This window comes from Pseudomonas helleri (genome assembly GCF_001043025.1).
GTDB lineage: Bacteria > Pseudomonadota > Gammaproteobacteria > Pseudomonadales > Pseudomonadaceae > Aquipseudomonas > Aquipseudomonas helleri.
The window spans coordinates 86,854-100,505 of record NZ_JYLD01000012.1 but is presented as its reverse complement, the minus strand read 5'-3'; the positions used below and the strand labels follow the sequence as shown (position 1 = coordinate 100,505).

Genomic DNA, 13,652 nt, shown 5'->3' with positions numbered 1-13,652 from the left:
TTGCCAATGGCGGCGCTGTTGTAGCGTTAAATGGCTGTAGCGCCTTGTGAAACCGGCAAGTTGATAGACTCACCGCGTCCCATCGGGAAGTACTGCAAGCCCGCGCGGGTCAGGCGCTCGCCGTCGTACAGGTTACGGCCGTCGAAAATCACCGGGGTTTTCAGGCGTTGTTTGATCAGGTCAAAATCTGGCGCCTTGAACTGCTGCCACTCAGTGCACACGATCAAAGCGTCGGCACCTTGCAGCACGGACTCCGGCGTGCCCATCAGGCTCAGGCGAGGTTCATCACCGTACAGGCGCTGGGTTTCTTGCATGGCTTCAGGGTCGAAGGCGCGAACGTCTGCGCCCGCTGCCCACAAGGCTTCCATCAGTACGCGGCTAGGCGCGTCGCGCATGTCGTCGGTGTTGGGTTTGAACGCCAGGCCCCACAAAGCAAAGGTTTTGCCCTTGAGGTCGCCTTTGAAGTAGGCATTGATGCGATCAAACAGCTTGTGCTTTTGACGCTCGTTGATGGCTTCCACAGCTTGCAGCAGGTCGCTGGAGCAGTTGACTTGCTGAGCGCTGTGGATCAACGCGCGCATGTCTTTAGGGAAGCACGAACCGCCATAGCCGCAGCCAGGGTAGATAAAGTGGTAGCCAATACGGGTGTCGGCACCGATGCCCAAACGCACCGACTCAATGTCCGCACCCAAGTGTTCGGCCAGTTCGGCGATCTGGTTGATGAAGCTGATTTTGGTCGCCAGCATGCAGTTGGCGGCGTATTTGGTCAGCTCGGCGCTGCGCAGGTCCATATTGATGATGCGGTCATGGTTGCGGTTGAACGGGGCGTACAGATCACGCATCACGTCGCGCACTTCGTCGCGCTCGCAACCAATGATGATGCGGTCCGGGCGGCGGCAGTCGCTGACGGCTGAACCTTCCTTGAGAAATTCCGGGTTGGACACCACGTCGAACTGCAACGAGCGGCCGGCTTGTTCCAGCGCTTTGTTGATGTGCGCGGTCAGTGCGTCACCGGTGCCCACGGGCACGGTGGATTTCTCGACCAGAATCACCGGCTCTACGCGGTGACGGGCTACTGCGTCGCCCACCGAGAATACCGCTTTAAGGTCAGCAGAGCCGTCTTCGCTGGGCGGAGTGCCAACGGCGATAAACAGTACCTGGCCATGCTCAACAGCGGTTTTTTCGTCGCTGGTGAAGCGCAGGCGCTTGCTTTCGAGGTTTTCACGCACCAGGCTCGAAAGCCCAGGCTCAAAAATGCTGACGTGACCTTGCTGTAACAGCTCGACCTTTTTCTGATCAATGTCCATGCAAATCACGTCGTGGCCGACTTCCGCCAATACCGTTGCCTGCACCAGGCCTACATAACCACTACCAAATACACTGATTTTCATGCGCTGTTCCTGGAACTTGGGGTACGTCGAGAGTTGATCGTCAGCACCCCCAGAATGACCAAGGCCACCCCAAGGGTTTTTGAAAGGGTGAAGCTTTCATGGAATACCGGCAGGCTGGCCGCCAGCAGATAGACCAGGGCGTAGCTGAAGCTGAGCAGCGAATAGGCCCGCCCTAAGGGCAGATCACGCAAGGCCAGCAACCAGCAGAGCATTGACAGTGCGTAGGCCATGATCGCGGCAAACACGACTGCCAATGCGCTGATTGAAACGTTTCCTTGGCTGATTGCCTCCAGCCACTGGGTCGGTTCCGGCAAGCGCGTCATGCTCCAGCGCATGCCCAACTGGGCGCCGCTGACCAGCAATACACTGGAGCAGGCAAAGGTAAAACCACGGCGCAGGCTCATGCGTGTTGCCCTAGCAGAACCACACCGGCAATCACCAGCCCTACGCCACACCAGTGGCGCAGGTCGATGGTTTCTTTAAACAGGTAGCGGGCTACCAGAGTGATCAATACAAAGTTGAGGCTGAGCATCGGGTAAGCGATGCCCACTTCAAGGCGTTGCAACACCAGCAACCACACCAGCAAACCCAGACCCAGGCATAGCAGGGCCAACCATAGCCAAGGGGAGCGCAGCTTTTGCGCGATCCCCGACTCAGGCCCACGCCAGCTTTCAACGGCGTACTTCTGGGCCACTTGGCCTGCACACGTCAACAGACATGCCATGAGCAACAGGGTGAGGGTCATGGAGTGGTCTGCGGGTAGATCAAAATCACCATGTTGCCTTCGTCAAAACGTTGGGCGTCTTTGGGCAGCATGTCCATTTCATGGGTTTCATCGCTGTCCTTAACCCGCATCACAACACCTACCGGGCCTTTAAGACGTGCATCGGCCAGCCATTGCTGAACGTCTTCCAGACCGATACTTTTGCCTTTGGCATCGTCATAGGTCAGGCCGTATTTGACCTCGCCTTGCGTGTTGTACAGCGTCACGTCTGGACGACGCAGGCGCCATGACAGTGCCGATGCCGCACCCAAGTCGTTACTCAGCAGGGCAGTCACAGGCTTCAATGCGTCCAGATGATGCAGCACAAACTGGTCAGGCATTTTGTTGTGCACCACGCTGCTTGGCATGCTGGCTGGCAACACCAGGACCAGAACGCCCATGGCGACTGCAGGCGCCGCCCACATTTTCAGCGGACGGGTCATGGCCAGCAGGCCGGTGATGATCCAGGTCAGCAAGACCACGACCAGCAAAGCCATGTGCAGCGGCTCGTTGTCGTAAAACGGTTTTTTGATCTGGAAGAAGATCAGGGCCAGCAAGGCCACGGCGCCAATCAGCAGGTTGACCAGGCCGTTGAGGCGCAGCGACAGGGTTTTCGCCTGATCAACGCGATCCATCAGGGCATGGCCCAGCAACAGGGCCAGCGGCAGCATGCAGGGCATGATGTAGGTCGGCAGTTTGCCCTTGCTCAGGCTGAACAAGGCCAGTGGCAGCAACATCCACATCAGCACAAAGATCACGCCGGTCTGACGCTTCTGGCTCCAGGCATCTTTGAGCGTGGCAGGCAGCAGGGCTGCCCACGGCAAGCTGGAAACCACCATCAGCGGCAGGTAGAACCACCATGGGCGACCGTGCTGGGCATCTTCACCGGCAAAGCGGCGGATGTGCTCGTGCCAGAAGAAGAAACGCCAGTAGTCCGGCTCTTGTGCGTGTACCGCCAGTACCCACGGCAACGACACGATAGCCGCGACCAACATGGCGACCAGGCCGTACTTGACCAGCTCCAGAAAACGCTTTTGCCAGATCATGTAGGGCAGGGCGATCAGAACCGGCAGTAACAGGGCCAGAAAGCCCTTGGTCATAAAGCCCATGCCGCAGGCAAAGCCCAGCAGCGCCCAACTGAACAGGCGCTGGCGCGAGTCTTGGGTATCGACTGCAAACCACAGGGCAACCAGGCTCAGGTTGACCCACAGGGTGAACTGCGGATCGAGGTTGGAGTAGCCAGCCTGGCCAGCAATGAGGCCGAAGGTCATGTACACCAGCGCGCAGGCGAAGCTCTTGCGCGGGTCGTTCCACAGGCGGCGGGCGACCAGGTAGGCCAGCAACACGCTCAGGCCCGTAGCAATCGCCGAGGCAATCCGCACGCCAAACAGGTTTTCACCAAAAATGGCCTGGCCGATCGCGATCATCCAGTAACCGGCAATCGGTTTCTCGAAGTAGCGTATGTCCATGAAATGCGGGGTGACCCAGTTACCATCGACCAGGATTTGCTGGCCGATCTGGGCATAACGCGTTTCGTCCGGGATCCACAGGCCGTGGGTACCCAGGGGCAACAGGTAGAAAGCAACAAATGCCAATACCAGCAGCGGAATCATCCAGCGTTGAGTCATGGCTTCTGCACTCCCAGCCAACCTTCACGACCTTCCAGCACGCCACGGCTCAATTGGCCGGCGGGCAGGCTGTCGATATCGGCGGGTAACAAGTCCTTAAGCGGCTGAAAGTGAATGTCGCGGGCACGGGCCTGCGTCAGCAATTGACGAAAGTCATTGGCCATTAGAATCCCTTCTACTTCTGCATGGATGGTGTACGCGTTCAGCTTTTGTGGGCTGAAGCGATCAAGAATGTATGAGTTGAAGTCGGCAGCACTCAGCTCGGGCCCGACTACTTCATCGAATGTAGGCAAATCAACAGGGATTTGCGGCGCACCCAGTCTGCCGTCGGCCAACCTTGGCCGAAACAGACTGTGCCCGCGGCAATCGCTGTTGTAACGAAAGCCAAAAGTTTCTTTGGCCTGGACTACGCGTTCATCTGCGCGCCAACCTGCGGCGGCCGAACACTCGACCGCTTGCCCGGTGATGTCGCTCAGGGTGTCAACACCCCGGCGAATCTGCTCGATCAGTTGTGCCTCGCTCCAGCGCCCGGTGTTGGCCTGCCAGCCGTGGTGATCCCACGCGTGCAAACCCACCTCGTGGCCCGCGGCCAGGGTCTGGCGCATCAAATGCCCCAGATCCTTGCCGATCGGTTTGCCAGGCCAGGCGGTGCCGGCCAGCAAAATATCCCAGCCATACAGACTGGCAGCTTTGGAACGCATCATTTTCCAGAAGAACTGGGGCTTGATCAGGCGCCATAAATGGCGGCCCATGTTGTCCGGCCCCACGCTAAAGAAAAACGTGGCTTTTACATCGGCTTCGTCGAGCAGTTCGAGTAACCGCGGCACCCCTTCACGGGTGCCTCGGTAGGTGTCGACATCAATACGTAGTCCAGCTTGCATTAACGTTTTTCCGCGATTTCAACCATGGCTTCACGCAGGAAGAAATCCAGAGTCTTGCCGATGGTTTCGCTCAGCTCGGTGGTCGGTGTCCAGTCGATCAGGCGACGTGCGTTCTCAACGCTTGGCTTGCGGTGGCTCACGTCCTGGTAGCCGGTGCCGTAGAACGACTGGCTTTCAACATCGCGGAAACCGGCGAACGGCGGGAAGTTGTCACGCAACGGGTGCGCTTCGAACTGACGCAGCAACTCATGGCCCAGTTCACGAATGCTGGCTTCGTTTTCCGGGTTGCCGATGTTGATGATCTGGCCGTCACACTTGCCGTCTTTGTTTTCAATGATGCGTGCCAGGGCTTCGATGCCGTCAGCCACGTCAGTGAAGCAGCGCTTCTGAGCACCACCGTCAACCAGACGGATCGGGGTACCTTCCACGAGGTGCAGGATCAACTGAGTGATGGCGCGCGAGCTGCCAACACGAGCCGAATCCAGACGGTCCAGACGCGGGCCCATCCAGTTGAACGGACGGAACAGGGTGAACTTCAGGCCTTTGGTGCCGTAAGCCCAGATCACGCGGTCCAGCAGTTGCTTGGACACGGAGTAGATCCAGCGCTGCTTGTTGATCGGGCCAACAATCAGGTTGGAAGTGTCTTCGTCGAAGTTCTGGTCCTGGCACATGCCATACACTTCGGACGTGGACGGGAAGATCACGCGCTTGTTGTACTTGACGCAGTAGCGAACCAGCTTGAGGTTCTCTTCAAAGTCCAGTTCGAATACGCGCAGCGGGTTGCGGGTGTATTCGATCGGCGTGGCGATGGCTACCAGCGGCAGAATCACGTCGCACTTCTTGATGTGGTACTCGATCCACTCGGTATGGATGCTGATGTCGCCTTCCACGAAGTGGAAGTTCGGGTGGCTGCGCAGGCGGTCAATAGCGTCGGAGCCGATGTCCAGGCCGTACACTTCGTAACGGTCGTCTTGCAGCAGACGCTCGGACAGGTGGTTACCGATAAAGCCGTTAACGCCCAGGATCAGAACGCGGGTACGACGGGCCGGACGGCCGGATTCGCTGCCACGCAGACGCGAGCCATCAACCAGACCCAGTTCACGAGCCAGTTGCGGGCCGCTCAGGTACAGGCCGTTGTCGTTGCGCTGACCGGCGGTGATCACCAGCGAGTCTTTGCCACAAGCGATACGCAGCGGGTCGCAGCTGATCACGTTGCCCGGTGCCTGGCCTTCGTTGCCGGCAACCACTTCGCTGGCCCAAACAATCAGTTTGTGCTCGCCAACGGCGCAGAACGCGCCTGGGTACGGCTGGGTAACTGCACGGACCAGGTTGAACAGTTCTTCTGCCGGGCGATTCCACTGCAGCAGGCCGTCAGCGGCTGTGCGGCGACCGAAGTAAGTGGCCTTGGATTCGTCTTGCGGGGTTTCTTTGAGCTTGCCTTCAGGCAGCACAGGCAAGGTTTCTGCCAGCAGTTTTGCAGCGGTTTCACGCAGCTTGGCGTGCAGGCTCAGCGCGGTGTCGCTGCGCTCAATGCTGATGCGTTCCTGGGCAACAATGTCACCGGCATCGGCACGTTTGACCATGCGGTGCAGGGTTACGCCGGTTTCGGTTTCGCCGTTGACCAGTACCCAGTTCGCTGGAGCGCGGCCACGGTAGCGGGGCAGCAGGGAACCGTGCAGGTTGAATGCGCCTTTGCTGGAGCTGGCCAGCAGTTCTTCGCCCAACAGGTTGCGGTAGTAGAACGAGAAAATGTAGTCGGCATTCAGCTTGCGAATGCGCTCGATCCACAGTGGGTGGTTAGCATCTTCCGGAGCGTGTACCGGAATGCCTTTACGGGCGCATAGTTGGGCCACAGAACCGTAGAAGTTATTTTCCGAGGGGTCATCAGCATGGGTGAACACGGCAGCAATGTCGTAGCCTGCATTGAGCAGGGCTTCGATGCCTGTGCAGCCAATATCGTGATAGGCGAAAACAACGGCTTTCAAACTCATGGTTAGACCTGTGTCGAAGTAGAAGAAGACGAGTTGCAAGGTGTAGCAGTTTCAGTGGCCGGTTCAGCGCGGACGATTTTCTCGATGAAGAACCGAGGGCGTGCACGCACATCGCTGTACATACGTCCCAGGTACTCACCCAGCAGGCCCATGCCAATGAATTGGCCGCCGGTGAACACAAACAGCACGGCAAACAGCACGAAGGTGCCGTCGCCCGCCCAGGTAGCGCCAAAGATCAGGCGCAATACGATCAGCAGAATGGCGAAAATGCCGCCCAGCAAGGCCATGCTGAAGCCGATAATGCTCAGCAGGCGCAGGGGGGTGGTGGTCATGCAGGTGATCAAGTCAAACATCAGGTTGATCAGGCGCATCGGGCTGTATTTCGAATCGCCGTGTTCACGCTCGGCGTGCTGCACCAGCACTTCGGTGGTGTGGCGGGCAAAGCTGTTGGCGAGAATCGGGATAAAGGTGCTGCGCTCGCGGCATGCCAGCATCGCGTCGACAATCGAACGGCGATAGGCGCGCAGCATGCAGCCGTAGTCGCTCATGGCAACGCCGGTGGAACGCTGTACGGCCAGGTTGATGAGGCGCGAAGGCCAGCGGCGCCAGGCCGAGTCCTGACGGTTGTTGCGCACAGTACCAACCACGTCATAGCCCAAGGCTGCCTGGGCAACCAGACGCGGGATTTCTTCTGGAGGGTTTTGCAAGTCAGCGTCCAGGGTGATGACTACATCGCCCTTGGAGTTTTCAAAGCCGGCCATGATGGCGGCATGTTGTCCATAGTTACGGTTGAGGATCACCGCCACTACCGGGCTGCCTTCACGTTCGGCAGCGTCTTGCAGGATTTGCGCCGATTTGTCTCGGCTGCCATCGTCGACCAGTACGATTTCGTAAGCTTGGGTAAGCTGGGCACAGGCTGCTTCGGTACGGCGCAGCAGCTCAGGCAGGCTCTGTTCTTCGTTGTAGACCGGAATGACGATCGACACGCACTGGATAGGGTAGGGTTTCAAGTTATTCGTTCCAGTCAGTTTCAATGGTACAAGATGACTCGTCTGAGAAGTCGGCCTGTTCAGGCGCGCTAGACAGATTACGCCTGCAGGCATTAAAGCCTAAAACTGACGAAGGTAAAGTCATCAAACTACGTTATCTACATGATTTTTCTTACAAACTATTTTTGTTATTCCTAAAAGCTGACGCCTACGTTAAACGCAGAGGTGTGAAAAACCTATGAAAGTTGAATCAAAAGGCCATGTTTTTAGGGGGCAGACAGGTGCTATTCAGGAAACCCCGTGTAGCGCTTGGCCCGCGGCTTTATGGGTAAAAGTGTGAGGGAAATGTATCGGGTGACAAGGATGGGGTTTTGGCGATTTTAAACAATGATCCAAGTCATTCATTACACAGAAAAATGACTTTTTTTAACGAATGCAAAAAACAGCGCCAATCTGCGGATTTGTGAAGTGCGTCACACAGATTGGCGCTGCTCAAGCGGGTTTAGTTCAAGCCCAGCTTGCCGCGCAATGTAGACAGGTCTTCTGCCAGGGTGTTAACCGGGCCAACCAGTGCCTTACGATCGTTATCCTTGACCTTGTCGTAGGTTTCAAAACCGCCATCTTTGGTTTTGTACTTGGCCAGGATCTTGTCAACCGTGGCGAAGTTTTTGTCGACCTTGTCGGCAAAAGCTTTGTCATTGGCTGCAATTTGCGGACGGAACAGGTCGAAAATCTTCTTCGCGCCGTCTACGTTGCCCTGGAAGTCATACAGGTCGGTATGGCTGTAACGGTCTTCTTCGCCAGAAATCTTGGTCGCAGCCACTTCTTCCATCAGCGCAGCCGCACCGCCCACGACCTTATCTGGCGGGAAGGTTAGACCGGCAACGCGGGTTTGCAAGTCTTTGACGTCGGCATTGAGTTTGTCAGCCAGCACATCGAGGCCCTTGGTGGTGTTCTCGGAGAACAGGGTGTATTCGATGCGGTGGAAGCCGGTGAAGTCTTCAGCGGTCACGCCTTTCTCATGGTCATCAACCCGGGAGTCGATAGACGCGTCGAGGTCACTGAACAGTTCGGCGATCGGCTCAATCGACTCGTAGTGCACGCGGGTCGGTGCGTAGAGCTTTTTGGCGGTGGCCAGGTCGCCCTTTTTGATGGCGTCGGTGAACTTCTGGGTTTCTTGCGCCAGCGTGTCGATTTCATCGGTGACGTAAATCTTGTAGTCCGATACAGGTTGCACCAGGTCCAGTGGTGCATTCGCCGCGAATACCGAGAGCGGGGTGTGGAGCAAACCTAGAGCGATAAACAGTGCGAGCGGCGTCTTCTTCATGGGACTTTTCCGGTTTGTTTTAGGTTCAGGTTGGGGGTGAAATCAAGTTCGAGTCAGGGGCGCTGCGGCATTCAGCAGCGAGCGCCCAATAAAGTCCTTGTCGTCGCGTACGCCCGGCAAGGTAAAGAAGTAACCTCCGCCAATTGGCTTGAGGTATTCCTCCAGTGGCTCACCATTGAGTCGGGTCTGTACGGCGATAAAGCCGTTTTCCAGGTTGCTCTGGTAGCAGATAAACAGCAGGCCCATGTCCAGTTGGCCGTTCTTGTTGACGCCGTTCGAGTAGTTGAACGGGCGGCGCAAGATCAAGCTTTTGCTGGTTTCGGCGGTGCGCGGGTTGGCCAGGCGGATGTGCGCATCCAGCTTGGTGACCTTGCCTTCGGGGTCTTTGCTGTAATCCGGCACGTCGGTTTCGTGATGGCCATCCATCGGTGCGCCGCTGGCCTTGTTGCGGCCGAAGATGCTTTGCTGCTCTTGCAGCGGCGTGCGGTCCCAGCGTTCGACAAAGTTGCGAATGATGCGCACCGCCTGGTAGCTGCCATCGACCGCCCACTTGGGTTCGTCGCTGCCTGGCTGGACCCAGACGATGCTGTTCATCAAGGTGTTGTCGTTGGAGTCCGGGTTGGCTGAGCCATCACGGAAACCCAGGAAGTTGCGCGCGCTCTGCGGGGGAACGCCCGGTTTGGTGGGCGCTTGCGGCGGTACTGTGCCTTCTTGCTTCCAGCGCACCAGCAACAGGTCGGGCAGGTTTTTAACGATGTCGCGCAGGGCGTGAATGTTGGTGTCGGCGGTGTTGGCGCAAAATTGCAGGCTCAAATCGCCATGGCAAAAGGCAGGCTCCAGCGCGTCGTTGGGAAAGCCCTGCATGCGGATCAGGTGCTTGGGCTTGACGTTGCCCAGGCCGTAACGCTCATCAAACAGCGACTCGCCGACCGATACCGTGACGGTCAGGTTGTCAGGCGTTACTACCGGTCCGAGGATCCCTGAGTCGGTAGGTGGCAGTTTGGGGTCGACTTGCGTGACCGGGCCGCCCTTGGTCAGAAACGCGATGCGTTCGTTGAGGGTGCGGAACAGGCGTTCGAGGTCTGCGCGATCAGTGGCCAGTACATCGAAGGACACCAGCATGCCGGCAGCCGGGCGAGGCGTGACGATGCCGTTTTGGTGTTGGCCGTGGAACTCGTGATGATCCTGGGTCTTGTCACTGCTGGGTGCCTGAGTCACTTGCGCATTGGCTGCACCGCTGGCGGCCATGGCCGGGCAACTCAGAGCGCTGCCTGCCAGCGCGGCGCCGGCGACGCCCATGCCGAGCAGTACGCGACGACGTTGCAGGTTGATCTCATTCTGGGTGTTGTCTGAATCGCTCATGTACGTCTCGTCTGCATTACAGGCCTGAAAGGCCGAGGGCTGGATCGATTCCATCGAGTGCATCGGCCAGAGCCTTGGCCTTGTTACTGATTGCTTGACGCTGGGCGGCGCTTACCGTGTCGTACGTGGCGTAGCCCTGTGCGGTTTTAAAGGTGTCGAGCTCGGTGTCGAGTGCAGTGCTGGCGTTATCAATGTTGAGCAAGATGTCAGCATTGTTTTTGGCCAGCAGTGGGCGCAACAGGTCAACCACTTTGCGGGTGGTTTGCAGGTTGGCGGCAAAACCGTTGAGGTCGATATGGCTGTAGCGCTCTTCTTCGCCGCTGGTGGCGCGGGTGTCGGCCATGTTGTGCAGCGTGCGCGAAACGATGCTGACTAACTGCTCGGGCGGCAGTGATTGCGCCATCAGTTGCTGCTTGAGTAGCGCCGCATTGGCTTTCAGTTGTTCGGCCACAGGCGTCAGGCCCTGGGTGCTGCGTTGATCAAACAGGCCATATTCGAGACGATGGAAGCCGCTGAAGCCTGGATCTAGCTCGCGTTTTTCAAAATAGTCGGCGCGGGCATTCAGGGTGTTGTCCAGTTCGCCCAAACGTTGCGCGGCGGGTGCCAAGCGCTGATAAGCCTCGCGCGCCGGTACATAGAGTGTTTGCGCCTGGGCAAGGTCGCCACTGCTGATAGCTTGCGACAGAGCTTCTACCGCCTTGATCAGCGCGTTGCTCTGGCTGCTCACGTACACCCGGAACTCAGACAGCGGGCCGATAAACGCCACCATCGATGGGCGCGCCTTGGCCTTGGCTTCAGATTCGGCGGTCGGTGTGACATGGAGCTTGCCGCGCGGGTTGCTGAGCAGGCCGCAAGTAATGGCGTAATCACCGGGGTTGAGCGTGGCATTGATCACCTGACTCAAACCGGGGGCAATGTTTTCGCGCTCTTCGATCACCAGCACGCCGTCGAGGATTTCCCATTCCACTGCGCGTTCCGAGGCGTTGACGATGCGGAAGCTGTTAAAGCCTGCCGGAACTGTCAGCTCATTCGGTTCGCAGCTGTGCGGGTGAATCGTAACGGTGATTTCATTGCTGTGAACCTTGCGTTTGGCGGCGGCCAGTTGCGAGGCGTAATAGAACAAACCGCCGGCCGCGATCATAACGATCACCGAGCCGGCCACCGCCCAGCGCAGTGCGCGAGGGGGTGTACCGCTTGCAGGGGTAGACATGCAGGACCTTATGAGTTTGTCACTGAAGAGGGTTGAGCAACCTTTGGTGCGGGCGGGGAGCGAAAGAACATCACCAGGGCCACGACCAGATAAATGACATAAGCGCCGAGCACGCTGACGGTGGGCGCATCTTGATAGCCGAACATGCCGGCGAGGACTGAGCCGAGCGGGCCGTCCATCGGCAGCGTGCTGCTAATGTCAAACACCACGCCTTGCAGGGCATTCCACAAGCCGGCTTCGTGCAGGGCCTGGACGGAGTTGGCCAGAATGCCCGCCGCTACTACCAGAATGAACAGCCCGGTCCAACGAAAAAACAGGCCGAGGTTCAGGCGCATGCTGCCGGTGTAAATCGCAAAACCGACAAAGATCGCCAGAATCAAACCGAGCAGAGCGCCCAAAGGCGCTGCCGGGCCCTCGCTTTGCTGGAAAACCGCGAGCAGGAAGAACACGGTTTCCAGGCCTTCACGGGCCACGGCAAAAAACACCATGGCGATCAGCGCAGTGACCTGGTGTTTGGAGCCGGCAAGGGCGTGATCAAGGGAGGTGTGCAGCGTGCTTTTAATGGAGCGCGCGACTTTGCGCATCCAGAACACCATCGAGCTGAGGATGCCGACGGCAATCAGGCCGACGATGCCTTCAAAGAGTTCTTGTTGCTTTTGCGGGAATTCAGCGCTCATCAGCTCCAGGCCGCCACCGACCAGCAGGGACAAGGCTGCGGCGAGGAAAACCCCGATCCATACCGCGGGCATCCACTGCCCACGCCCGGTTTGCTTAAGGTAGCTGGCAATAATGCCGACGATAAGCGCGGCTTCAATGCCCTCGCGCAGCATGATCAGAAAAGGAACAAGCATGAAGAGAGCACCGCGTCACGAATTAGTAGTGGCTAATTTGTAACATACTGATACGTATTGCTAAACAAGAATCGATTTCATTGGCTGAACGGTTGCTGAACGCATGTTCTGGGAGCGGGCTTGCACGTGGAGTTGCTGGCGCTGACGGGCAAGCCTGCTCAAGGGTTAATTCTCGGTAGCCACTTTTGGGGTGTTGCTTGGGCTGGCAGTGAGGGTCTCCAGCGCCGCCTCCGCCTTGAGGGCTCTTAATGTCAAAGCTGCGCTGGCTTCAAGGGCCTGATTTTGCGCTTCTTTTAATGCCTGGCTTTCTTGGGTGGCGACCCGCAAGCGTTCTTGCAGCAATGTGCGTTCGCTTTCTTGCTGGCTCAGTTGGGCGGTCAGTCGTTCATTCAGGTTGCTCAGTTTGTGCTGCTGATCGCTGGCTTGATTCAGCTCTTTGCTTAATACGCGGCTTTCACTGAGTACGCGTTCGTTATCGCGGTGCAGTTGGGTGATTTCGTCCTGACGCACCAGCGCGCTTTGCTGCGCTTGTCGCAATTCCATTTGTAGCTGTTGCAGTTGCCCTTCATGACGGCGCTGTTCCTGCTCGCGCTGCTCTTTGGCCGCGCTGCGGTAATGCTCCAGCGCATCGCGGGCGTGCAGGTGTTTTTCTTCCAGTGAGCGGATCTGCTCGTCGCGGTCGTTGAGGCGCAGCTCGAAATCGCTGCACGCCTGATTGAGGGCGGCGTTGCGCGTTTGCTCGGTTTGCAGCATGGAGCGGGTGGCTTCCAGATTCGCCGTTTCTTGCTGCAAGGCCGTGTTCTGGATCTCCAGCTCTTTCTGCAATTGCAGATGGTCTTGCTGCGCTTGCGCCAGTTGGTCGCGTAACTCTGCTTTGAGCTGCTCGTAGTGCGCTTCGGCGCGGTCGATCGGCTCTTGCGCTTGTTCTTTCAGGCGCTGGGCGAGGCGGGCGACCAGTTCGCTCAGCTCATCACCTAGCTGTTCGTGCTGCACGCCGCGACGTGAGTCAGTCTCGTCGAGCTCCTTGAGGTAGCGGTGGATCGTGGTTTTCGACCCGGTGTTGCCCATTTCAATCCGTACTGCATCGATGCTGGGGTGTTCACCGCGAGCCAGTATCGCCGTGCGCGCTATTTGCACCACCGCCTTGTTTACGCCGCCACGAGCCATGGCATTCTCCTACGATTATGTACTGTGGTATGTACCCTGTAATTACGTACTATATTAGCACTTTATTTTCGTTTTTAATTGCTGAATTTGAG

Annotated in this window: 12 protein-coding genes; all 12 read right to left on the bottom strand. The window is 57.8% G+C overall.

What is annotated here, in order from left to right; translation table 11 throughout:
• Positions 1–26 precede the first annotated feature (26 nt).
• The 12 genes from TU84_RS19075 to TU84_RS19020 all read right to left on the bottom strand — a co-directional run bounded on the left by TU84_RS19075 (position 27) and on the right by TU84_RS19020 (position 13,560).
• On the bottom strand, positions 27–1,391 hold the full coding sequence (locus TU84_RS19075) for a UDP-glucose dehydrogenase family protein (protein WP_048371780.1): 1,365 nt from the start codon (positions 1,389–1,391) through the stop codon (positions 27–29).
• Positions 1,388–1,795, bottom strand: coding sequence for a 4-amino-4-deoxy-L-arabinose-phosphoundecaprenol flippase subunit ArnF (gene arnF / locus TU84_RS19070; protein ID WP_048371778.1), 408 nt, complete (start codon positions 1,793–1,795; stop codon positions 1,388–1,390). The genes TU84_RS19075 and arnF overlap by 4 nt, the downstream gene beginning before the upstream one ends.
• A complete protein-coding gene (arnE, locus tag TU84_RS19065) occupies positions 1,792–2,136 on the bottom strand; it encodes a 4-amino-4-deoxy-L-arabinose-phosphoundecaprenol flippase subunit ArnE (RefSeq protein WP_048371776.1) in 345 nt (114 codons plus the stop codon). The genes arnF and arnE overlap by 4 nt, the downstream gene beginning before the upstream one ends.
• Complete coding sequence (gene arnT, locus TU84_RS19060; protein ID WP_048371775.1) at positions 2,133–3,782, bottom strand: lipid IV(A) 4-amino-4-deoxy-L-arabinosyltransferase; 1,650 nt, start codon at positions 3,780–3,782, stop codon at positions 2,133–2,135. Before arnT ends, arnE begins: the two co-directional genes overlap by 4 nt.
• The gene (gene arnD / locus TU84_RS19055; protein WP_048371772.1) at positions 3,779–4,663 is read right to left on the bottom strand and encodes a 4-deoxy-4-formamido-L-arabinose-phosphoundecaprenol deformylase; all 885 of its coding nucleotides are present in this window, start codon (positions 4,661–4,663) and stop codon (positions 3,779–3,781) included. Before arnD ends, arnT begins: the two co-directional genes overlap by 4 nt.
• The gene (gene arnA, locus TU84_RS19050; protein ID WP_048371769.1) at positions 4,663–6,654 is read right to left on the bottom strand and encodes a bifunctional UDP-4-amino-4-deoxy-L-arabinose formyltransferase/UDP-glucuronic acid oxidase ArnA; all 1,992 of its coding nucleotides are present in this window, start codon (positions 6,652–6,654) and stop codon (positions 4,663–4,665) included. Before arnA ends, arnD begins: the two co-directional genes overlap by 1 nt.
• A gap of 2 nt (positions 6,655–6,656) precedes the next feature.
• Positions 6,657–7,664, bottom strand: a complete 1,008-nt coding sequence (arnC, locus tag TU84_RS19045) for an undecaprenyl-phosphate 4-deoxy-4-formamido-L-arabinose transferase (RefSeq protein ID WP_048371766.1) — start codon at positions 7,662–7,664, stop codon at positions 6,657–6,659.
• 481 nt (positions 7,665–8,145) lie between these two features.
• Entirely contained in the window at positions 8,146–8,970 is an 825-nt protein-coding gene (efeO, locus tag TU84_RS19040) for an iron uptake system protein EfeO (protein WP_048371765.1), read from the bottom strand.
• Between the two features lie 42 nt (positions 8,971–9,012).
• Entirely contained in the window at positions 9,013–10,332 is a 1,320-nt protein-coding gene (efeB, locus tag TU84_RS19035) for an iron uptake transporter deferrochelatase/peroxidase subunit (protein WP_048371763.1), read from the bottom strand.
• Between the two features lie 16 nt (positions 10,333–10,348).
• On the bottom strand, positions 10,349–11,542 hold the full coding sequence (gene efeO, locus TU84_RS19030) for an iron uptake system protein EfeO (RefSeq protein ID WP_048371761.1): 1,194 nt from the start codon (positions 11,540–11,542) through the stop codon (positions 10,349–10,351).
• 8 nt (positions 11,543–11,550) lie between these two features.
• A complete protein-coding gene (gene efeU, locus TU84_RS19025; protein WP_048371759.1) occupies positions 11,551–12,393 on the bottom strand; it encodes an iron uptake transporter permease EfeU in 843 nt (280 codons plus the stop codon).
• A gap of 165 nt (positions 12,394–12,558) precedes the next feature.
• The gene (locus TU84_RS19020) at positions 12,559–13,560 is read right to left on the bottom strand and encodes a DNA-binding protein (RefSeq protein ID WP_048371756.1); all 1,002 of its coding nucleotides are present in this window, start codon (positions 13,558–13,560) and stop codon (positions 12,559–12,561) included.
• Positions 13,561–13,652 lie beyond the last annotated feature (92 nt).

Excerpts from the sequence above, each read along its gene's own strand:
- arnF (WP_048371778.1), bottom strand. The coding sequence starts at position 1,795 with ATGAGCCTGCGCCGTGGTTTTACCTTTGCCTGCTCCAGTGTATTGCTG.
- arnT (WP_048371775.1), bottom strand. The coding sequence starts at position 3,782 with ATGACTCAACGCTGGATGATTCCGCTGCTGGTATTGGCATTTGTTGCT.
- efeB (WP_048371763.1), bottom strand. The coding sequence starts at position 10,332 with ATGAGCGATTCAGACAACACCCAGAATGAGATCAACCTGCAACGTCGT.
- TU84_RS19020 (WP_048371756.1), bottom strand. The coding sequence starts at position 13,560 with ATGGCTCGTGGCGGCGTAAACAAGGCGGTGGTGCAAATAGCGCGCACG.
- efeO (WP_048371765.1), bottom strand. The coding sequence starts at position 8,970 with ATGAAGAAGACGCCGCTCGCACTGTTTATCGCTCTAGGTTTGCTCCAC.
- arnE (WP_048371776.1), bottom strand. The coding sequence starts at position 2,136 with ATGACCCTCACCCTGTTGCTCATGGCATGTCTGTTGACGTGTGCAGGC.
- efeU (WP_048371759.1), bottom strand. The coding sequence starts at position 12,393 with ATGCTTGTTCCTTTTCTGATCATGCTGCGCGAGGGCATTGAAGCCGCG.
- efeO (WP_048371761.1), bottom strand. The coding sequence starts at position 11,542 with ATGTCTACCCCTGCAAGCGGTACACCCCCTCGCGCACTGCGCTGGGCG.
- TU84_RS19075 (WP_048371780.1), bottom strand. The coding sequence starts at position 1,391 with ATGAAAATCAGTGTATTTGGTAGTGGTTATGTAGGCCTGGTGCAGGCA.
- arnD (WP_048371772.1), bottom strand. The coding sequence starts at position 4,663 with ATGCAAGCTGGACTACGTATTGATGTCGACACCTACCGAGGCACCCGT.
- arnA (WP_048371769.1), bottom strand. The coding sequence starts at position 6,654 with ATGAGTTTGAAAGCCGTTGTTTTCGCCTATCACGATATTGGCTGCACA.